This is a genomic window from Enterobacter sp. BIDMC 26 (assembly GCF_000534435.1).
Classification (GTDB): domain Bacteria; phylum Pseudomonadota; class Gammaproteobacteria; order Enterobacterales; family Enterobacteriaceae; genus Enterobacter; species Enterobacter ludwigii.
In genome coordinates this window covers 1830365-1851076 of record NZ_KI973182.1, presented here as the reverse complement: position 1 = coordinate 1851076, position 20712 = coordinate 1830365, and the positions used below count along the sequence as shown (strand labels likewise).

General features: G+C 54.6%; 22 protein-coding genes and 2 pseudogenes. 14 read left to right on the top strand and 10 right to left on the bottom strand.

Going from position 1 to position 20712, the window contains the following annotated elements:
* Nucleotides 1-24: 24 nt before the first annotated feature.
* Complete coding sequence (locus L462_RS14550; protein ID WP_032678353.1) at nt 25-318, top strand: YciI family protein; 294 nt, start codon at nt 25-27, stop codon at nt 316-318.
* A gap of 54 nt (nt 319-372) precedes the next feature.
* Here L462_RS14550 and L462_RS14555 read toward each other — a convergent pair.
* Nucleotides 373-795, bottom strand: a pseudogene (locus L462_RS14555) (DUF933 domain-containing protein); the annotation flags it as partial.
* Here L462_RS14555 and L462_RS24290 point away from each other — a divergent pair.
* The 3 genes and pseudogenes from L462_RS24290 to L462_RS14565 form a co-directional block, all read left to right on the top strand.
* Nucleotides 785-1531 (top strand): annotated as a pseudogene (locus tag L462_RS24290) (RHS repeat domain-containing protein); the annotation flags it as partial. The pseudogenes L462_RS14555 and L462_RS24290 sit on opposite strands and share 11 nt — an antisense overlap.
* Nucleotides 1517-1951: a type IV secretion protein Rhs gene (locus tag L462_RS25070; protein WP_134178708.1), complete on the top strand. Its 435-nt coding sequence runs from the start codon at nt 1517-1519 to the stop codon at nt 1949-1951. The pseudogene L462_RS24290 and the gene L462_RS25070, both read left to right, overlap by 15 nt.
* Nucleotides 1948-2421, top strand: a complete 474-nt coding sequence (locus tag L462_RS14565) for a hypothetical protein (protein ID WP_032678350.1) — start codon at nt 1948-1950, stop codon at nt 2419-2421. Before L462_RS25070 ends, L462_RS14565 begins: the two co-directional genes overlap by 4 nt.
* Before the next feature lie 57 nt (nt 2422-2478).
* Here L462_RS14565 and ychF read toward each other — a convergent pair whose 3' ends face one another.
* Nucleotides 2479-3573, bottom strand: coding sequence for a redox-regulated ATPase YchF (gene ychF / locus L462_RS14570; protein WP_014170508.1), 1095 nt, complete (start codon nt 3571-3573; stop codon nt 2479-2481).
* A 126-nt stretch (nt 3574-3699) separates the two neighbouring features.
* Nucleotides 3700-4284, bottom strand: coding sequence for an aminoacyl-tRNA hydrolase (gene pth / locus L462_RS14575; protein ID WP_006175913.1), 585 nt, complete (start codon nt 4282-4284; stop codon nt 3700-3702).
* Between the two features lie 274 nt (nt 4285-4558).
* Between pth and ychH the strand changes: the two genes are divergently transcribed.
* The gene (gene ychH, locus L462_RS14580) at nt 4559-4834 is read left to right on the top strand and encodes a stress-induced protein YchH (protein WP_014170506.1); all 276 of its coding nucleotides are present in this window, start codon (nt 4559-4561) and stop codon (nt 4832-4834) included.
* Between the two features lie 124 nt (nt 4835-4958).
* Complete coding sequence (locus L462_RS14585) at nt 4959-6017, top strand: MerR family transcriptional regulator (RefSeq protein ID WP_032678349.1); 1059 nt, start codon at nt 4959-4961, stop codon at nt 6015-6017.
* On the opposite strand, the gene dauA is transcribed toward L462_RS14585, so the two are convergent.
* The 4 genes from dauA to lolB all read right to left on the bottom strand — a co-directional run bounded on the left by dauA (nt 6003) and on the right by lolB (nt 10358).
* Nucleotides 6003-7682 (bottom strand): C4-dicarboxylic acid transporter DauA, encoded by a 1680-nt coding sequence (gene dauA / locus L462_RS14590; RefSeq protein WP_032678348.1) that lies wholly within the window; start codon nt 7680-7682, stop codon nt 6003-6005. The genes L462_RS14585 and dauA overlap by 15 nt on opposite strands.
* A gap of 124 nt (nt 7683-7806) precedes the next feature.
* On the bottom strand, nt 7807-8754 hold the full coding sequence (prs, locus tag L462_RS14595; protein WP_003856663.1) for a ribose-phosphate diphosphokinase: 948 nt from the start codon (nt 8752-8754) through the stop codon (nt 7807-7809).
* A 126-nt stretch (nt 8755-8880) separates the two neighbouring features.
* The gene (gene ispE, locus L462_RS14600; protein ID WP_032678347.1) at nt 8881-9750 is read right to left on the bottom strand and encodes a 4-(cytidine 5'-diphospho)-2-C-methyl-D-erythritol kinase; all 870 of its coding nucleotides are present in this window, start codon (nt 9748-9750) and stop codon (nt 8881-8883) included.
* Entirely contained in the window at nt 9747-10358 is a 612-nt protein-coding gene (gene lolB, locus L462_RS14605) for a lipoprotein insertase outer membrane protein LolB (protein ID WP_020882344.1), read from the bottom strand. Before lolB ends, ispE begins: the two co-directional genes overlap by 4 nt.
* A gap of 201 nt (nt 10359-10559) precedes the next feature.
* Here lolB and hemA point away from each other — a divergent pair, with 201 nt between their 5' ends.
* Genes hemA through kdsA form a run of 6 tightly spaced genes read left to right on the top strand, consistent with a single transcriptional unit; the run spans nt 10560 to nt 15863 of the window.
* A complete protein-coding gene (hemA, locus tag L462_RS14610) occupies nt 10560-11816 on the top strand; it encodes a glutamyl-tRNA reductase (protein WP_014170500.1) in 1257 nt (418 codons plus the stop codon).
* 41 nt (nt 11817-11857) lie between these two features.
* Nucleotides 11858-12940 (top strand): peptide chain release factor 1, encoded by a 1083-nt coding sequence (gene prfA / locus L462_RS14615; RefSeq protein ID WP_020882346.1) that lies wholly within the window; start codon nt 11858-11860, stop codon nt 12938-12940.
* Entirely contained in the window at nt 12940-13770 is an 831-nt protein-coding gene (gene prmC, locus L462_RS14620) for a peptide chain release factor N(5)-glutamine methyltransferase (RefSeq protein WP_032678346.1), read from the top strand. The genes prfA and prmC overlap by 1 nt, the downstream gene beginning before the upstream one ends.
* Complete coding sequence (gene sirB2, locus L462_RS14625) at nt 13767-14159, top strand: invasion regulator SirB2 (protein ID WP_020882348.1); 393 nt, start codon at nt 13767-13769, stop codon at nt 14157-14159. Before prmC ends, sirB2 begins: the two co-directional genes overlap by 4 nt.
* Before the next feature lie 3 nt (nt 14160-14162).
* Nucleotides 14163-14972, top strand: coding sequence for an invasion regulator SirB1 (sirB1, locus tag L462_RS14630; RefSeq protein ID WP_014170496.1), 810 nt, complete (start codon nt 14163-14165; stop codon nt 14970-14972).
* Between the two features lie 36 nt (nt 14973-15008).
* A complete protein-coding gene (kdsA, locus tag L462_RS14635) occupies nt 15009-15863 on the top strand; it encodes a 3-deoxy-8-phosphooctulonate synthase (protein WP_014170494.1) in 855 nt (284 codons plus the stop codon).
* Between the two features lie 92 nt (nt 15864-15955).
* On the opposite strand, the gene chaA is transcribed toward kdsA, so the two are convergent.
* Nucleotides 15956-17050: a sodium-potassium/proton antiporter ChaA gene (chaA, locus tag L462_RS14640; RefSeq protein WP_020882349.1), complete on the bottom strand. Its 1095-nt coding sequence runs from the start codon at nt 17048-17050 to the stop codon at nt 15956-15958.
* Nucleotides 17051-17319: 269 nt separating this feature from the next.
* Between chaA and chaB the strand changes: the two genes are divergently transcribed.
* Both chaB and L462_RS14650 read left to right on the top strand, forming a co-directional pair.
* Entirely contained in the window at nt 17320-17550 is a 231-nt protein-coding gene (chaB, locus tag L462_RS14645) for a putative cation transport regulator ChaB (RefSeq protein ID WP_032678345.1), read from the top strand.
* Nucleotides 17551-17727: 177 nt separating this feature from the next.
* Nucleotides 17728-18423 (top strand): gamma-glutamylcyclotransferase, encoded by a 696-nt coding sequence (locus L462_RS14650; RefSeq protein WP_020882351.1) that lies wholly within the window; start codon nt 17728-17730, stop codon nt 18421-18423.
* Nucleotides 18424-18463: 40 nt separating this feature from the next.
* Here L462_RS14650 and L462_RS14655 read toward each other — a convergent pair whose 3' ends face one another.
* Together L462_RS14655 and L462_RS14660 are read right to left on the bottom strand one after the other, a co-directional pair.
* Complete coding sequence (locus L462_RS14655) at nt 18464-18703, bottom strand: DUF1883 domain-containing protein (protein WP_014170489.1); 240 nt, start codon at nt 18701-18703, stop codon at nt 18464-18466.
* A gap of 211 nt (nt 18704-18914) precedes the next feature.
* A complete protein-coding gene (locus L462_RS14660) occupies nt 18915-20699 on the bottom strand; it encodes a methyl-accepting chemotaxis protein (protein WP_032678344.1) in 1785 nt (594 codons plus the stop codon).
* Nucleotides 20700-20712: the final 13 nt, after the last annotated feature.

Below are 20712 nucleotides of genomic sequence, written 5' to 3'. Positions count from 1 at the left end.
AAAAACAGAGTTAAGAGGCAAAGGATGAGCACGGTTTACATTGTCATTTTGACCTATATAAAACCACTCGATGAAATCGACGCAGCGATACCTGCTCATGTTGAGTGGCTAAAAAAGGGGTATGCAGAGGGGATTTTTCTGGCGCCCGGTAGACGGATCCCAAGAAACGGTGGTGTCATTCTCGCTAAGTGCGAGAGTCTTGCCTCTCTTGAAGAGCGCTTACGCGAGGATCCTTTTCAGAAGTTAAAGCTTGCGACTGTTGAAATCATTCCCTTTGAACCCAGCATGAAAACAGAACTCCTGGAAAATGTGTTTTAACCCCGGAATAAAAAAATCCACGCCAAAGCGTGGATTTTTTTCATTCAAAACAAATCAAACGTTAAACAGGAAGTTCATCACGTCGCCATCTTTAACGATGTAATCTTTCCCTTCCGCACGCATCTTGCCTGCTTCTTTTGCGCCTTGCTCACCCTTGTAGGTGATGAAATCTTCAAACGCGATAGTCTGCGCACGAATGAAGCCTTTCTCGAAGTCGGTGTGGATCTTACCGGCCGCCTGAGGCGCAGTCGCACCGACAGGAATCGTCCACGCACGCACTTCTTTCACGCCAGCGGTGAAGTAGGTCTGCAGGTTCAGCAGCTCATAGCCTGCGCGGATCACGCGGTTCAGGCCCGGCTCTTCCAGACCCAGCTCGGCCATGAATTCGTCACGGTCAGCGTCGTCCAGCTCTGCAATGTCGGATTCAACCGCGGCGCAAACCGCTACCACTACAGAACCTTCACTGCTCGAAGGTTCTGCTGAGAAAGTCACGCACAACTGTCTGACGTAGCTGAACGGCATTCGCTGGCGCTATGATATCCACGGCCGCACCATGGAGAAGGATAACGGCCAGACCCGCTGGCACTACCGCTACGATGGTGAGCACCGTCTGACGGAAGTCATCAGCCAGCCGCGGGACCGCAACAAACCGCAGACGCAGGTCAGCTTCCGCTAGGAGCCACTCGGGCTACGCATCAGCAAAATGCAACACCAGATGCTGGGCGGGCAGCCAACCAGTAAGCTTGTCACCACCCGGTTTGTCTGGGAAGGGTTCCGTCTGCTGCAGGAAGTACAAGGGGATATGCCGTTAACCTGTGTCTACAGCGACCAGAACAGCCACGATCCGCTGGCGCGCATTGATGGCGTGGATGCCCCTGAGATTTTCTGGTTCCACTGTCAGCCGAACGGCACGCCGGAGCGGATGACGGATAGCGAAGGGCAGGTGCGCTGGGACGCGGTGAACAGCGCCTGGGGCAAGCTACTGCGGGAGAGCGAAACGCAGGTATCAGGATATTCTCAGAACCTGCGGATGCAGGGGCAATACCTGTACCATTAGACAGGGCTGCACTACAATCTGTTCCGGTATTATGACCCGACTGCGGTAGGTTTACGCAGCAGGACCCGATAGGGCTGGTGGGGGGGGATTAACCTTTACCAGTATGCGCCGAATGCGCTGGGGTGGGTGGATCCGTGGGGGTTGAAATGCAAGTCTACGGAAGATGATCCGATTTTAGGTCCTCATGGAAGTTTAAAAAATGACTTACGCCCTGGACAATCACATCACTTAAATCAGGATACTGCATTCCGTGACATTATTCCTACTAATAGTGGAGCAGCGATAAAATTAGAAGGTAATGCGTTCACTCAACCAGGTACTCCACATTATGAAGCTCATAAATCTTTAGAACAGTTTTGGAATCAATTTAGGAAAGGCGGAGCTTCATACCGAGAAATGCCTTCCAATCTCCATTATACTCAGGCATTGAAGCATTCACTGGAGGCTGCTGGTTTACCAGTAAATCAGGTGAAAGAAGCAGTCAGATATAGTATTCAAAATCGAATGCAGTATGGTGCGCTTGGTGGTATGAACGTACCTGGGATCCCTGGAAGAATAAATCAGATTAAATCATGAAAATATCCCCGTTAGCAATAGACAGGTTAAACAAAATTAATTGGTTTGTTAATCTTGGTGTGGTGACGACCCTCCCTGGGGTTATCCAGGTTCAGTCTCTTAGCTTATTTATAAAAGGCTTGAATAGCGATGAATGGGAAAGTGCCACATTGGAAGCAGGCAATGAAATAACAGGTTATCTCGCAAAGAAACATACTAACAATTATCAATGTTGGAACTCTTTGGTCAAAGAGGCTAAGAAAGTGGTGGAGAATGATATTATCCCAAAAATAATCTTCCCAGAGTCTGAGAAAAGCTCAATGATTGAGAACTTAAAATGGGATCTGGTGAATTACTTGCTTGAAGATGCGTATGGTTCTTTACTACGAGAGCCGTTTTTTTTTAACGGATTGATTAATGTTTATGAAGCTGGTCATATGCCTTGTGGATGGTCAGGAACTTGGCCTGCGGGAAAACTAGTTATCTATTGATAGATTCGCAATAAAAAAATCCACGCCAAAGCGTGGATTTTTTTCATTCAAAACAAATCAAACGTTAAACAGGAAGTTCATCACATCGCCATCTTTAACGATGTAATCTTTCCCTTCCGCACGCATCTTGCCTGCTTCTTTCGCGCCTTGTTCACCCTTGTAGGTGATGAAGTCTTCAAATGCGATAGTCTGCGCACGAATGAAGCCTTTCTCGAAGTCGGTGTGGATCTTACCGGCCGCCTGAGGTGCAGTCGCACCGACAGGGATGGTCCACGCACGCACTTCTTTCACGCCTGCGGTGAAGTAGGTCTGTAGGTTCAGCAGCTCATAGCCTGCACGGATCACGCGGTTCAGGCCCGGCTCTTCCAGACCCAGCTCGGCCATGAATTCGTCACGGTCAGCGTCGTCCAGCTCTGCAATGTCGGATTCAACGGCAGCGCAAACCGCTACAACCACTGAACCTTCAGCCGCCGCGATTTCACGCACTTTGTCCAGGTATGGGTTGTTCTCGAAACCGTCTTCGTTAACGTTGGCAATGTACATAGTTGGCTTCAGAGTCAGGAAGCTCAGGTATTTGATTGCCGCCTTGTCTTCTTCCGTCAGGTTTTTCAGCGCGCGCAGCATGCCCGCGTTTTCCAGCTGTGGCAGACATTTTTCCAGCGCAGCCAGTTCTGCTTTCGCGTCTTTGTCGCCACCTTTGGCTTTCTTCTGCACGCGGTGAATAGCGCGTTCACAGGTGTCGAGGTCAGACAGTGCCAGCTCGGTGTTGATCACCTCGATGTCGTCAGCCGGGTCCACTTTGTTGTTAACGTGGATGATGTTGTCGTTCTCGAAGCAACGCACAACGTGACCAATTGCTTCCGTTTCACGGATGTTGGTCAGGAACTGGTTACCGAGGCCTTCGCCTTTGGATGCACCTTTCACCAGGCCCGCGATGTCCACGAACTCCATGGTGGTCGGCAGAATGCGCTGCGGCTTCACGATTTCCGCGAGCTGGTCCAGACGCGGATCGGGCATTGGCACAACGCCGGTGTTCGGTTCGATGGTACAGAACGGGAAGTTCGCCGCTTCAATACCTGCTTTGGTGAGCGCGTTGAACAGGGTGGATTTGCCCACGTTTGGCAGACCGACGATACCGCATTTGAATCCCATTTCTAAATCACCTTAATATCTTGATAATCAATCCGTTAACGATAACCGATTGATGAAAAGTAAATAACTACGCCTATTATACACGTAACCCGCACCACGCGCGGTAAAAAAGCCGTATCGGGCGGATTATTGCGCTTTGAAAGCGTGTAAGCGGTTTGTCGCTTTGGTTAGGCCATCCTGCAGCCAGATTTCAGTGCAGCGCACCGCTTCGTCGACCGCTTCGTCAATCAGTTTCTGCTCAGAAACCGGTGGCTTACCCAGTACGAAACCGACAACTTTGTTTTTATCGCCCGGATGGCCGATTCCCACACGCAAACGGTGGAAATTGGGGTTATTGCCCAGCTTGCTGATAATGTCTTTCAGACCATTGTGACCGCCATGACCACCGCCCAGTTTGAATTTTGCCACACCGGGGGGCAGGTCCAGCTCATCGTGGGCCACCAGAATTTCATCCGGGTTAATGCGATAAAACGTCGCCATGGCTGCAACAGCTTTGCCGCTCAGGTTCATAAAGGTGGTGGGCACCAGCAGACGAACATCTGCGCCAGCAAGATTGATACGTGAGGTATACCCGTAGAATTTTGGTTCTTCACGCAGGGGAGCACGTAACCGTTCGGCCAGCAGATCAACGTACCAGGCACCGGCATTGTGGCGGGTCGCCGCGTACTCTGCGCCTGGGTTCGCGAGGCCGACAATCAGTTTAATCGTCACGATTCAATTCCTAATGGGTTCCAGATCTGGCGCGTAGTTTACTGTCTGACGCGCCGCTTGACAAAATTCTGCTGCCCGAACCGCGAGATATGAATAATTACTTATCTGAACAATTAGAATTTCAAGCTGTTCAATGTGTTATTTGTAAACTTTTGTCTGGGAGTTATCTGTAAATGTGATCATTCACGCAACTCATAAAAGAGCCGTTGTCTATACTTTACACACAAGGATCAGGGGCTTTTCCCCTTACAACCCAAAGTTCCGGAGGTGACATATGAAACGCAAAAACGCTTCGATACTCGGTAATGTGCTGATGGGGTTGGGACTGTTTGTGATGGTCGCTGGCGTGGGTTATTCAATTTTAAACCAATTGCCGCAGCTTGACCTTCCGCAATACTTCGCGCATGGCGCGGTATTGAGTATCTTCCTTGGTGCAGTGCTATGGCTTGCCGGTGCACGCGTGAGTGGACATGAAGAAGTCTGCGATAAATACTGGTGGGTGCGCCATTACGATAAGCGCTGCCGCAGGGACCAGCACAAACACAGCTAACGTGCTACGACGAAAGAACACCGAAACGGCTCCTCATGGAGTCGTTTTTTTTTGCATGAAAGGTTGACCCTCACGTAACGTAAGGCTTCAGAGTGGTGCCACTGGCAAAGTAAAAGGAGCAGTTATGTTGATTCAGGTGGGTGAACTCGCGAAACGTGCCGGGATCACCGTGCGAACATTGCATCACTATGAGCAAACAGGGTTGTTACTGCCTTCTGCCAGAAGTGCGGCAGGTTACCGGCTGTATAATCTGGTGGATGTGCAACGTCTGCATATGATTCAGGTGCTGGCAAAAGCCGGGCTGGAACTTGCTGAAATCAGGGATTTTCTGAAACAGGAGTCGCTGTCGTTAACCGAATTACTCGATGCGCAAATCAGTTTGCTGGATAAGCAACTGCGCAGCATGCTGACGCTGCGCGAGAGGCTGGTGGAATTGCGTACCGGGCTTACCGACGATGCGGCACCCAATCTGGAATCCTGGCTACAGACTCTGGAGTTAATGAATATGTACGAACGCTGGTTTAGCAAAGAGGAGTTACAGCAGTTGCCGTTTGCCGTACGGAAGGAGGCACTTGCGGATATCTGGTCAGGTCTGGTTGCTGAGGCAAATAGCCTGCTGAAGCATAATATCGACGTTTCGGATCCCCGTGCCAGGGATCTGGCGACGCGCTGGATGTCACGCCTGGAGCTGGATACGGCAGGTAAGCCGGAATTTCTCACCCGGCTGAACGAGATGCACAGCGTCGAGCCGCAGATGCGTGAGCAGACGGGTATTACGGCGGAAATGACTGACTATATTACGCGGGCGTTTGCCGAATCGAAGCTTGCCATCTGGGAAAAGTATCTCTCTGCAGAAGAGATGGCCTTTACCCGCGCACACTATTTTGATCGCATGATGGAATGGCCGCCACTGGTAGCGAAATTGCATCAGGCGCAGCGGGAAAACCTCGACCCGTCTTCCGGTGAGGCGCAAATGCTCGCTGAACAATGGCGGGTATTGTTCCAGTCATACGCGGGAACGAATCCTGAAACCCAGCAAAAGTTTCGCGTTGCCATGCAGCAGGAGCCGCATCTGATGAAAGGAACATGGATGACGCCTGCCGTGCTTGCATGGCTCCAGCAGGCGATAGCCGTGATGATGCAGAGACGTTTCCCTGCATCAGGGCATTCACAGATCCGCTAACGCGGCTTCACGGTTAGGATAAAAGGCCAGGCGGCCAGGGATCGGCTGCACGCCAGCGCGCGCCATGGTGCGCAGCGGCTGGAATTCGAGATTACTCACCCGCAGTTCGCAGCCTTCCGGCAGACGCGAAACGAAGCGCTGGAAGGCATCCAGACCACCCGCATCCAGCACCGGCACGGCATCCCATTTCAGCACCACAATGCGTTTGCCCACGATACGGGTTTCCAGTTCGCTGAACAGACCTTCCGCGGCAGCAAAGAACAACGGGCCAATCACACGCAGCACCAGCACATCGTCAGGTACCTCTACGTTAACCGGGGAAAGGCGCGTCATCTGCGCTATACGGCGCATAAACAGCAGGGAGGCCAGCACGATCCCGACGCTGATGGCGATAACCATATCGAACAGCACGGTCAGCGACATACAAATCAGCATCACGATGATGTCGTCTTTCGGTGCGCGACGCAGCAGATTGACCACCTTATGTGCTTCGCTCATGTTCCACGCCACCATCAGCAGCAGGGCAGCCATGGCTGAAAGCGGCAGCCAGGAGAGGAGAGGAGCGAGGACCAGCAGGGCGAGGATCACCAGCACGGAGTGGATAACTGCCGATACCGGCGACGTCGCCCCGGCACGTACGTTTGCCGCAGAGCGGGCGATGGCCGCTGTTGCCGTAATACCGCCAAAGAACGGGGCGATGATGTTGCCCAGACCCTGCCCAACCAGTTCGCTGTTGGCTTTATGCTTGGTGCCGGTCATGCCGTCCAGCACGACGGCACAGAGCAGGGATTCAATGGCCCCCAGCATCGCCATTGAGAAGGCCGCGGGCAGAAGGGCGCGCAGGGAATCCCAGCTTAAGGTGAAGCTGGAACCCGGCATATCCCATGGCAGTACCAGTTGCGGTAACAGTTGAGGAATACCGCTTCCCTGTGAACCGTCAGCCAGAACATAGTGGAACTGAGACCCAATGGTCGCGACGTGGCCACCAAAAAGATTAACGATGGCCATCACCGCACAGCCCAGCAGCAGGGCGGGCAGGTGGCCAGGCAGACGAATGCCTAAACGAGGCCAGAAAATCAGTGTGCCCAGGGTAACAATCCCGATGGCGGCATCGCCCGGGTTGGCGGTGGGGAGCGCCATAAACAGCGCCCCGACTTTTTGCAGGTAATGTTCAGGGACGTGGGCTATCTGCAGGCCGAGGAAGTCCTTGATCTGCATTGTCCCGATGGTAATGCCAATCCCGGAGGTGAACCCCAGCGTCACGGAAAGGGGAATGTATTCAATCAGCCGGCCAAAACGGGCCAGACCAAACAGGATCAAAAAGACGCCGGACATCAGGGTGGCGACCAGCAGGCCTGCCAGGCCAAACTGCTGAGAAACGGGATAGAGGATCACCACAAATGCGGCAGTCGGGCCGGAAACGCTGAAGCGAGACCCGCCCGTTAGCGCAATCACAATCCCGGCGACGGCCGCCGTGTAAAGCCCATACTGCGGTGCTACGCCGCTGCCAATTGCCAGTGCCATGGCGAGCGGAATGGCAATAATCCCGACGGTGATACCGGCAATAAGGTCACGCATAAAACGTGAAGCGGTGTATTTCTCTTTCCAGCAAGCGTCGATGAGGGCGCGAAAGGGAAGAACATGTGAGGAGGTTACGTGTTTCACAATTATCTCTCATCCGTGTGCGCATCATCTGTCATATGAATGGCAGGTGAAGGAGGCATTGATCATACAAATAAATATCAGAGACAAAAAAACCCGCCGCAGCGGGTTTTTCGGCCGTGTTCGATTAGTGTTCGAACATTGCTGAGATAGATTCTTCGTTGCTGATACGACGAATCGCTTCGGCCAGCATCCCGGACAGGGTCAAGGTGCGCACGTTTGGCAGCGCTTTGATCTCATCACTCAGTGGGATGGTATCGCACACCACTACTTCGTCGATAACGGAGTTGCGGAGGTTGTTTACTGCATTGCCGGAGAAGATCGGGTGAGTCGCGTAGGCGAATACGCGCTTGGCACCACGCTCTTTCAGCGCTTCTGCTGCTTTACACAGCGTACCGCCGGTATCGATCATGTCGTCAACCAGCACGCAGTCACGGCCAGCAACGTCACCGATGATGTGCATCACCTGAGAAACGTTAGCGCGTGGACGGCGTTTGTCGATGATTGCCATGTCGGTATCGTTCAGCAGCTTAGCGATAGCACGAGCACGTACCACGCCGCCGATGTCCGGAGAAACCACGATTGGGTTATCCAGATTCAGCTGCAGCATGTCTTCCAGCAGGATTGGGCTACCGAATACGTTATCAACCGGAACGTCGAAGAAGCCCTGGATCTGTTCTGCATGCAGGTCAACGGTCAGAACACGGTCAACGCCAACGCTGGAGAGGAAATCAGCGACAACTTTGGCAGTGATTGGCACACGCGCGGAACGGACACGACGGTCCTGACGAGCATAACCGAAGTAAGGAATAACAGCAGTGATACGGCCTGCTGAAGCGCGACGCAGGGCGTCGACCATAACAACCAGTTCCATCAGGTTGTCATTTGTTGGAGCACAGGTGGACTGGATGATGAAAATATCACCACCGCGTACATTTTCATTGATTTGTACGCTGACTTCGCCGTCGCTAAAGCGACCTACAGCGGCGTCGCCGAGGGAAGTGTACAGGCGGTTGGCAATACGTTGTGCTAGTTCCGGGGTGGCGTTACCAGCAAAAAGCTTCATATCAGGCACGAGAAGAACCTCAGGCATGCGTCCAGTGGTGGATAGCGTTCGCCGCAAACTGTGCGGGCCAGGCGAAATGCTATCCAGGCGGTGTATTAAAGAGCGCGATGCAACGTCTGGAACAGGGTGACGTTGTCACCGAAACTCAGTCTGCGCCAGAATGGCTTGCTGTAGGGGGGAGGTGTTCATCCCACGTGCTACAAAACCATGCAGCCAAACCGGCGCTTGCTCAAGCACCTGACGAGCGGCGGATTCGGTGTCAAATTCAGCAAAGACACAGGCCCCTGTGCCAGTCAGGCGCGACGGCGCGTATTCTAACAGCCAGGAAAGCACCGCATCAACCTCGCGAAAACGTTTTCTTGCGATAACCTCGCAATCGTTGCTGAATTCACAATTTAATAACGTTTCTATTGACCGCACCGGGGTATTCCGTGGCAGGTCAGGATCGTTGAAGATGACCGGGGTCGGAATGCTGACGCCCGGGGGGGCCACCAGGTACCATTTTTCCGGCGGCTCGACCGGGGAAAGTATTTCGCCCACCCCTTCAGCAAACGCCGCATGACCGCGCACGAAAACCGGGACGTCCGCCCCCAGCGTTAAGCCTAACGCTGCCAGCTCATCCTGAGATAATCCGCAGCCCCAGAGGTGATTCAGGGCAACCAACACGGTGGCGGCATTTGATGAGCCACCGCCCAGTCCACCGCCCATCGGCAGACGCTTCTCAATACGGATATCCGCGCCGCTTCCTGCCGGCAGACGACCGGTGTCCGACGCCACTTTCATCAGCAGACGTGCAGCGCGCACGATCAGGTTATCTTCATGCGCCACGCCGTCAACCGGCGTCAGCAGGCAAACCTCGCCGTCCTGACGCGGGTCAATCGTGATTGTGTCGCCGTAATCAAGGAACTGAAACAGCGTCTGCAGGGTATGGTACCCGTCAGCACGCTGTCCGGTGATGTATAAAAACAGATTCAGTTTTGCCGGAGAAGGCCAGTGGGTCATCATTTAACGATCCAGTTGTCCATTTTCAGCTTGATGCGCTGGCTGCCCTGGGTCAGTTCCATGTTGGATGGCAGGGAGGGCCTGGTGTTGCTGTCATAGGCGCTGTACACCACTTTCCAGGTTTTGCCGTTCTGGGTGTAGTTCACCTGGCTCAGACGGTACTGGTCGTCAAGCTGGTAGTCGGTCGCGTCACCCGGCAGGCCCAGGATCCACTGGCGCAGGCTGTTCAGCGGAATAGGCATTCCGGTCAGCTTGCCGATCATCTCTTCGGCGTCGGTGGCGGTATAGTGCTTGCCTTTGTTATCGGTGATCTGCGCTTCACCCGGTTTGGCAATAAGCTCCAGTTCGGTGCTGCCCAGCGGGTTTAACAGCAGCAGGCGATAGTTGTCCTGCCCGGTTTGCTGCCAGAAGAAACGCGCATACACTTTTTGTTCATCAGAGAGATAAGCGAAGGCACCACGGGTCTGGTACTGGCTCAAATTGCGGACGTCCTGCTGGTGCTGACGCCACTGCGGTGAATCAGGGCTTTTACCCGGGCCTTTAGGTTGGGTGACGGTACATGCGGTCAGAACCAGTGCCGCCAGGGGCAGCAGGCGAATCAGTCGGGTCATAATGAGGACAAATCCTTGAGATACGTTGCAGTTATAACTGTTAATGCTAGCGTCGAAGGGTGCCACCGTCTACGTTCAAATTATCTCAAAGCATTGTATAAGCTATTACTCCGAAAGGGGGCAGTCTCTTTTATTGATCTCGCGCATCCTGTATGATGCGTTCTGCTAACCTTATTAACGCTGGTACTACTCCCGCTCAACATGACCCTATTAGCACTCGGTATTAACCACAAAACAGCCCCGGTTTCGCTGCGAGAACGCGTAACGTTTTCGCCGGATACGCTTGACCTGGCGCTGGACAGCCTGCTTGCACAGCCGATGGTGCAGGGTGGCGTGGTGCTCTCGACGTGCAACCGTACTGAACTCTACCTAAGCGTTGAAGAGCAGGACAACCTGCATGAAGCGCTGATCCGCTGGTTATGTGATTACCACAACCTCAACGAAGAAGAGCTGCGTAATAGCCTCTACTGGCATCAGGATAACGATGCAGTCAGCCATCTGATGCGTGTGGCCAGCGGCCTGGACTCGCTGGTGCTCGGCGAGCCACAAATTCTCGGTCAGGTGAAAAAGGCGTTTGCCGATTCGCAAAAAGGGCATCTGAAAGCCAGTGAACTGGAGCGTATGTTCCAGAAGTCATTCTCCGTGGCGAAGCGTGTGCGAACCGAAACCGACATTGGTGCCAGTGCGGTTTCTGTTGCTTTCGCGGCCTGTACCCTGGCCCGTCAAATCTTTGAATCCCTGTCGACCGTCACTGTGATGCTGGTCGGGGCGGGCGAAACCATCGAACTTGTGGCGCGCCATCTGCGCGAACACAAAGTTAAAAAGATGATTATCGCTAACCGTACCCGCGAACGTGCACAGGTGCTGGCGGACGAAGTGGGTGCCGAGGTGGTTGCGCTGAGCGACATTGATGAGCGCCTGAAAGAGGCAGATATTATCATCAGCTCTACCGCCAGCCCGCTGCCGATTATCGGTAAAGGGATGGTCGAGCGAGCGCTGAAATCCCGCCGTAATCAACCGATGCTGCTGGTGGATATTGCCGTCCCGCGCGATGTCGAACCGGAAGTCGGTAAACTGGCGAACGCCTACCTTTATAGCGTGGACGACCTGCAAAGCATCATTTCGCATAACCTTGCCCAGCGTAAAGCGGCGGCGGTTCAGGCGGAAACCATTGTAGAGCAGGAAACAAGTGAGTTTATGGCCTGGCTGCGCGCGCAAAGCGTCAGCGAGACTATCCGTGAGTACCGCGGTCAGGCGGAGCAGGTGCGTGATGACCTGACCGCCAAAGCGCTGGCCGCCCTTCAGCAGGGCGGCGACGCAGAAGCCATTATGCAGGATCTGGCCTGGAAACTGACCAACCGCCTGATCCATGCACCAACCAAATCTCTTCAGCAGGCTGCCCGTGACGGGGATGATGAACGCCTGACTATTCTGCGCAACAGCCTCGGGCTGGAATAGCGCCCTATACCCATTTTCTATTACAAGGTGCATTTACGCCTATGAAGCCTTCTATCGTCGCTAAACTGGAAGCTCTGCATGAGCGCCATGAAGAAGTACAGGCGCTGCTCGGCGATGCCGGGACCATTGCTGACCAGGAACGTTTTCGCGCGCTCTCGCGTGAATACGCGCAGTTGAGTGATGTATCAAAATGCTTTACCGACTGGCGACAGGTCCAGGAAGATATTGAAACCGCGCAGATGATGCTCGACGACCCTGAAATGCGCGAGATGGCGCAGGAAGAGTTGCTGGATGCAAAAGCGCGTGCTGAAGAGATGGAGCAACAGTTGCAGGTGCTTCTGCTGCCAAAAGATCCGGACGATGAGCGTAATGCCTTTGTCGAAGTCCGCGCCGGGACCGGCGGTGACGAAGCGGCACTGTTTGCCGGCGATCTGTTCCGTATGTACAGCCGCTACGCCGAAGCGCGTCGCTGGCGCGTTGAGATCATGAGCGCCAACGACGGTGAACATGGCGGCTACAAAGAGGTTATCGCTAAAATCAGCGGTGACGGCGTGTACGGTCGTCTGAAGTTTGAATCCGGCGGTCATCGCGTGCAGCGCGTACCTGCCACCGAATCTCAGGGGCGAATTCACACTTCTGCCTGTACGGTTGCGGTGATGCCAGAGCTGCCTGAAGCAGAATTGCCGGACATCAACCCGGCGGACCTGCGTATCGATACCTTCCGCTCCTCCGGGGCAGGTGGTCAGCACGTTAACACCACCGATTCCGCTATCCGTATTACCCACCTGCCAACCGGCATCGTGGTGGAGTGCCAGGACGAACGTTCACAGCACAAGAACAAAGCCAAAGCCTTATCCGTGCTGGGCGCGCGTATCCACGCGGCTGAAATGGCAAAACGTCAGCAGGCGGAAGCCTCCACGCGTCGTAACCTGCTGGGCAGCGGCGATCGCAGCGACCGTAACCGTACCTATAACTTCCCGCAGGGCCGTGTTACCGACCACCGCATCAACCTGACCCTGTACCGTCTGGACGAAGTGATGGAAGGAAAGCTGGATATGCTGATTGAGCCTATCGTGCAGGAATACCAGGCCGACCAGCTGGCAGCACTGTCCGAGCAGGAATAATGGAGTTTCAGCACTGGTTACGGCAGGCCGCCAGTGAGCTTTCCGCGAGCGAAAGCCCTAAACGTGACGCCGAAATTTTGCTTGAGTTTGTGACGGGGAAAGCCCGCACTTATCTGCTGGCTTTCGGCGAGACCCAGCTGAGCGCTGAGCAGGAAGCGCAGCTCGCTACGCTGCTTGCCCGACGCAAAACCGGTGAGCCGGTGGCGCATCTGGTCGGGGAGCGTGAGTTCTGGTCACTGCCGTTGTACGTCTCCCCAGCGACCCTGATCCCACGTCCGGACACCGAGTGTCTGGTGGAGCAGGCGCTGTCGCGTTTACCCGCACAAGCCTGCCGAATTCTCGATCTTGGAACTGGCACTGGTGCAATTGCCCTGGCGCTGGCCAGCGAGCGTCCGGACTGCGAGGTGACGGCGGTTGACGTGATGCCCGATGCGGTAGCGCTGGCGCAGCGTAACGTGGCGCGTCTGGGCTTCCCGAACGTCACCGTTCTGCAAAGCAGCTGGTTTAGCGCGCTGGATAACCGCACGTTCGGGATGATTGTCAGCAACCCTCCCTATATCGACGAGCATGACCCGCACCTGACGCAGGGGGACGTGCGTTTTGAACCGCTGACGGCGCTGGTCGCTGCCAACGAAGGGCTGGCGGATATTGTGCATATTGTGACAACGTCACGACAGCATTTGCTCCCCGGCGGCTGGCTGCTGGTCGAGCACGGCTGGACGCAAGGGGACGCGGTGCGTGACGTGTTCATCGCTGCAGGTTATCGTGCGGTGGAGACCTGCCGCGACTATGGCGGCAACGACCGTCTGACGCTGGGACAATGGGCATGAGTCTGTTTACCGTGCTGATCACGGCCCACCTGATAGCCGTTGCCCTGACCATCAGCTTTTTCATCGTCCGTTACGGGTGGCGTTACAGCAATAATCCGCTGATTGACGCCCGCTGGGTGCGTATTGCGCCGCACTGTATTGACACGGTGCTGTTTCTCTCAGGGGCCGGATTAATGTGGAAGACCGGCTATCTGCCATTTACTGATAAAGGCGCATGGCTGACTGAAAAGCTGTTTGGCGTTATCATCTACATCGTTTTGGGTTTTATCGCGCTTGGGCGTCGTCGTCCGCGCAGCCAGCAGACCGGTTTTATCGCCTTTCTGCTGGGGCTGGTGGTGCTGTACATCATCATTAAACTCGCCACCACAAGAATACCGTTACTGGGGTAAGTCATGAGGTCCTTAGCCGATTTCGAATTTAATAAAGTGCCGCTTTGCGATGGCATGATCCTGATTTCGGAGATGATCCGCGACGATTTTACGTCGCAATACGTCTACGAAGAGCTGGAGAATCTGGTCAGCCTGGCGCGTGAAGAGATCAATCAGGCGCGCCCGCAGGACTGGCAATTAGAGAAGCTGCTTGAGCTTTTCTACGGCGAATGGGGTTTCTGCGACACGCGTGGCGTGTATCGTCTGTCTGACGCACTATGGCTGGATCAGGTCTTAAAAAATCGTCAGGGCAGCGCGGTTGCGCTGGGTTCCATTTTGCTGTGGGTCGCGCATCGTCTGGATATTCCACTGGTGCCGGTCATTTTCCCGACGCAGATGATCCTGCGAGCGGAGTGGCTGGACGGTGAGATGTGGCTCATTAATCCGTTTAACGGCGATACGCTGGATGAGCATACGCTGGACGTCTGGTTAAAAGGCAATATCAGCCCGGTTGCCGAGCTCTTTAATGAAGATCTCGACGAGGCGGATAACGCCGAGGTGATCCGTAAACTGCTGGATACGCTGAAATCTGCGCTGATGGAAGAGCGTCAGATGGAGCTGGCATTACGTGCCAGCGAAGTGCTTCTGCAGTTTAATCCGGAAGATCCGTACGAAATCCGCGATCGCGGGCTGATTTATGCCCAGCTTGATTGCGAGCATGTGGCGCTGAACGATCTGAATTATTTCGTTGAGCAATGCCCGGAAGACCCTATTAGCGAAATGATTCGTGCGCAGATCAACGCGATCTCGCACAAACAAATTACACTGCATTAATCTTAATTCCGATTCACACCTGAATAAGGCGATCCTATGAAACAAAAAGTGGTTAGCATTGGTGATATCAACGTGGCAAACGACCTGCCGTTCGTGCTGTTTGGCGGTATGAACGTGCTGGAATCCCGTGATCTCGCGATGCGTATCTGCGAGCACTACGTGACCGTGACCCAGAAACTGGGTATCCCGTACGTGTTTAAGGCCTCTTTTGACAAAGCCAACCGTTCCTCCATTCACTCTTACCGTGGCCCGGGCCTGGAAGAGGGGATGAAAATTTTCCAAGAACTGAAACAGACCTTTGGCGTGAAAGTGATCACCGACGTGCACGAAGCTTCTCAGGCGCAGCCTGTTGCGGACGTTGTCGACGTTATCCAGCTGCCAGCGTTCCTGGCACGTCAGACGGACCTGGTGGAAGCGATGGCGAAAACCGGCGCGGTCATCAACGTGAAGAAACCTCAGTTCGTGAGCCCTGGCCAGATGGGTAACATCGTCGATAAATTTATCGAAGGCGGCAACGACAAAGTGATTCTGTGTGACCGTGGCGCAAACTTCGGTTACGACAACCTGGTCGTTGATATGCTCGGCTTCAGCGTGATGAAGAACGTGTCCAACCAGTCTCCGGTCATCTTCGATGTGACCCATGCGCTGCAGTGTCGCGATCCGTTTGGTGCTGCCTCTGGCGGCCGCCGTGCGCAGGTCACCGAGCTGGCGCGCGCCGGTATGGCGACTGGCCTGGCCGGTCTGTTCATTGAAGCACACCCGGACCCGGACAACGCGAAGTGCGACGGCCCGTCCGCATTGCCGCTGGCTAAACTGGAGCCGTTCCTGAAACAGATCAAAGCGATTGACGATCTGGTGAAGAGTTTCGATGAGCTGGATACCAGCCACTAGTAAAAAAACCCGCTTCGGCGGGTTTTTTTTGGTTATTCCTCTTCCGATAGAAGAGGTGTCGGGTGTGGCCTCAGAGCCTCACCGAACAACGCTTAGGCAAATATCGTCATCAGATAGGCCACAAACAGCGCCATGTGCGCCGCGCCGTTCAGCACGTTGGTGCGCCCGGTCGAGAAGGATATCTGACACAGCAGCAGTGAAGCCACCATCACAATCATCTCTGGCGCACCCAGCGCGAACTGCAGCTCGTTACCGGTCATAAAGGCAATCAGCGTCACCACCGGCACGGTGAGTGAGATAGTCGCCAGGACCGAGCCAAAGAACAGATTCATTGCGCGTTGCACCTGATTGTTCAGCACCGCCCTCAACGCCCCCAGACCCTCAGGCGACAGGATAAGCAGCGCCACCAGGAAACCGGTAAACGCGACCGGGGCATTCAGCTCGGTTAACAGCGTCTCCAGCGGGTTGGCGTTCATTTTGGTCACGGCGATAACCGCAATCAGATGTACGATCAGCCAAACCGTATGCCACGCGCTGCTGTGAGCCGATGGCTTACCGTGATGCGGGTCGTCGCCGTCATCTTCATGTTCATAGACGAACAGGCTCTGGTGCGTTTTGGTCTGAATCAGCAGGAACACGCCGTACATGGCTGCGGAAATCAGCGCAACCAGCAGCGCCTGACCGGTTGAGAAGTTGGCCCCCGGCAATGCCATCGGGAAGACCAGCACAATAATTGCCAGCGGGAAAAGGGCAATCAGATACTGTTTTATGCCGAACAGATTCATGTACTGGGTCGCAAATTTGCGGCCGCCCAGTAACAGTGAAAAGCCCACCAGACCACCTGTCACAATCATAATGATGGAGTAGAGGGTGTCACGCATCAGGGTCGGTGCGGCGTCACCGGTCGCCATCAGCGCGGAAATCAGGCTGACTTCGAGGATAACCACCGAAAGGCTGAGAATTAACGAGCCGTAAGGCTCACCCAGGCGGTGGGCTAATACGTCCGCATGGCGAACGACGCTAAAGGCGCTGGTTAAGATACCCACCAGAGCAAGAATATTGATACCAACTACCACTGGCAGTGACTGACTGCTTCCCCAGAAGAGCAGCACAGCCAGTGCCAGGACCGGGAAAATGAGTGATGTCTCCTTGTGGCGGGTCTTCACCGCCTCGTGTGCTGCTGTCATGTGCTTCTCCATCAATGCAGGTGCTTGTAATTATAGATAGAATTTTCGGTCATTAAATTAACAGATCTCTGTTAAATACCCTTGATTTTTTACTCAATTTTACTGTTTGTAATGTTTTGGCTTTGGGGTGTCGATAATGGAACGTGTTCTGCAATTAATCCTTTAATAACATAATATTAAAATTATCATTTACGCATAATTCTCAATTGACTGGCACCATGCCGTATCGTCGTCCACACTTATCTCTTTAACCAAAATAGGGGTTAGCGATGCCATATAAAACGAAACGCGAATTACCAGACAGCGTGCAACACGTATTGCCCGCGCACGCGCAGGATATCTACAAAGAGGCCTTTAACAGCGCCTGGAATCAGTACAAAGATAAAGAAGATCGACGTGATGATGCCAGCCGTGAAGAGACCGCGCACAAAGTCGCCTGGGCCGCAGTAAAACATGAATATGAGAAAGGAGACGACGATAAATGGCATAAAAAGAAATAGCCGTGAAATCATTCGCTGCCTTCGTTTTGACTTTTCAGGCGGTTGAACTTCCGTTGTATTGCAACTGGCCCGTGAATTGCTTATCGTTACTCAACTGCTGGCAAAATGACCAGCACACAATGCCGGGAAGGCGGATTACAGATGTCGCAAGGAAGCATGCAGTGGCGGAGGTGGAAAGTGTTAACGCGTGATTTCTTAATGAAGGCAGATTGTAAGACGGCATTTGGTGCTATTGAGGAATCGCTTCTCTGGTCAGCTGAACAACGTGCGGCGTCGCTCGCTGCCACGCTGGCGTGCCGCCCGGATGATGGCCCGGTATGGATTTTTGGCTACGGTTCGCTGATGTGGAACCCGGCTCTCGAATTTGTCGAATCGGCAACAGGTACACTTCCTGGCTGGCATCGCGCATTTTGTTTGCGCCTCACGGCCGGTCGAGGTAGCGCGTGTCAGCCTGGACGCATGCTTGCACTAAAAGAGGGCGGACGCACCACGGGGGTGGCCTACCGCCTGCCGGATGCAACGCTGGAAGACGAACTGACGCTGCTGTGGAAGCGCGAGATGATCACCGGCTGCTATATGCCGAGCTGGTGCAAGTTGGAACTCGATGACGGACGTACCGTTAACGCGCTGGTGTTTATTATGGATCCGCGCCATCCGCTGTATGAAGCGGATACCCGCACGCAGGTCATTGCCCCGTTGATCGCTGCCGCCAGTGGACCGCTGGGCACCAACGCGCAGTATCTCTTTTCGCTCGACCAGGAGCTGACGCGCCTCGGCATGAAGGACGATTGTCTGAATGAGCTGGTGGTGAAGGTGAAAGCGCTGCTGGAAGGGAACCCGCTGAATAATACGCTGCGTCCCGGTTTTGCCTGAGAATGCGCCCGGCTGCGTGAGCAGACCGGGCGTTTGTCTCTTATGCAGCAACGTAGCTTACGGAATGCTCCAGTGACTGACTATGGCTGTCAATCAGAACATCCCACGTGCCGGTGTACGGCACGGTAAGCCATGCCTTGTCATCCTGCACGGTCAGGATATCCGCCTGCGAGTGTTGTTGTGCTTTCGAACTCATCAAATGAATGCGGCAGCGCTCAGAACACCGCACCACGACCGTATCCCCGCCAAACAATTTCAAACTTGTTTTTACCAGTGCCATTTTTTACCCCGTAGTCTTAAACAACGCTCTCCCTGCTGCCATATCCGAGCGTGATATTGTTCACAATTCACTCATGGCATAACACCAAAGGGGGAGGGTGAGGATGCTGACTTTGATCAAAAAATGGCGTAACGATTAAACAAAAATGACAAAATTCCTGAAAATTTACCCTGGCGCGCGTTTTGCCCGGTGAACGCGCGCCACCCTAAAATTAAATGCGGAAATGTCCGGCAGTTTCAGCAAGGTCGCCCGCCTGGCTCTGCAGCGCGCCGGCTGCAGCCGCAGATTGCACCACCAGTTCGGCGTTCTGCTGAACCATTCTGTCCAGATGGGTCACCGCATGGTTAATCTCCTGGATGCCTTTCATCTGCTCGCTGGTGGCGATGGAGATTTCACGCATGATGCCCGACACGCTACCGATGCTGGAGCGGATTTCGTTCATGCTTTCCCCGGCCAGATGAACGTAGCGGGAGCCGGTGGCCACGCTGTTGGTGGTGGAATCGATAAGCGTTTTAATCTCTTTCGCCGCCTGTGCGCTGCGGCTGGCCAGATTACGCACTTCGCCGGCCACCACGGCAAACCCACGGCCTTGCTCTCCGGCGCGTGCGGCTTCCACCGAGGCATTCAGCGCCAGGATATTGGTCTGGAAGGCAATCCCGTCAATCACGCTGGTGATGTCGCCAATCTTCGCGGAAGCCACTTCAATGGACTGCATGGTGCTGATGGCCTGAGATACCACCTCGCCGCCGCGAGCCGCCGCCGCAGAGGCCTTACTCGCCTGGTCATTGGCTTCAGCCGCAGACTCGTTCGACTGGGTTACTGACGCGGTGATCTCTTCCACGGCGCTGGCCGTTTCGCGAAGGCTGGAGGCGGCCTGCTCGGTACGCCCTGAGAGGTCCTGGTTACCTGCCGCAATTTCCCGCGCGGCGTTTTTCACCGATGCGCTGGCATCCCGCAGTTGTACCATCACCACCGAGAGCTTGTCGCTGAAGGCGTTAAACGCCTGCGCTACTTGCGCCACTTCGTCATCGCCGCTCTCCGGCAGGCGTTGCGACAGATCGTTAGTGCCGTTCGCAATGTTATGCATCGCATCGCGAATGTCAGACAGGCGCTTCAGCAGACGCGCAATCAGGAAGTGAACAATGGCGCCGCTGAGTAAGGCCAGAATCACCAGCGAGATGGCCGAGGCTTTCAGCAGCGAGCGCATTCCGGAGGTGGCATCGCCTGTGTCCAGGGCAACAACCAGCATCCAGTTCGTACCCGGCACGGCGGTTGCCACGAAGGTTTTTTCGGCGCCATTGAAGGTCCCGTTTACCGGGTTTCCGCTTTTCAGCGCCGCAAAGTCGATGCCTTTGAGGGTTTCGGCGAACGGTTTAAGCGTCAGGGCAGGGTCGCTGGCGGCAATGACGGTGCCATCGCTATTCAGCAGCAGCCCGCTGCTTGCCGGGGTTGGGTGGATCCCGCGCACGTTAGCTACCACGCTGTCCATCGCCACATCGCCAGCCACCACGGCTTTCAGAGTACCGTTTTCTTTCACCGGCACGGCAAACGTCACCACCAGTTTTCCGCTACCGGCGTCAACGTAAGGCGCGGTCACGACCGGGCTATCCTGGCTTACGACCTGCTGATACCAGGGACGGATCGTGGGGTCATAATCCGCCGGTACGCCCGCTGGTTCAGAGAATTTCGCCGTTTTGCTGGCATAGCCAACGTAGACGTTAGTGAACCCACCCGCCTGGGCAAGCTGTTTAAAGACCGGAACCGGATCGTCGCTGAGCGCAACGGTTTGTGCGGAGGCGATAACCGTCATTTTGCTCTTCACCCAGTCCGCAATCGCCATGTTATGGCTGGCGCTGGTGCTGGTCAGGATGTCGCGCTGTGACTGCTGGTTATCCTGGCGTGTGACCTGAAAATTGATGACAGTATTAAGAAGAAGGGCGACGACCAGACAACCTGTCGTCGCGGCAATGATGCGTGCACGAATGGATCTGAACATAAGTGAAATACCT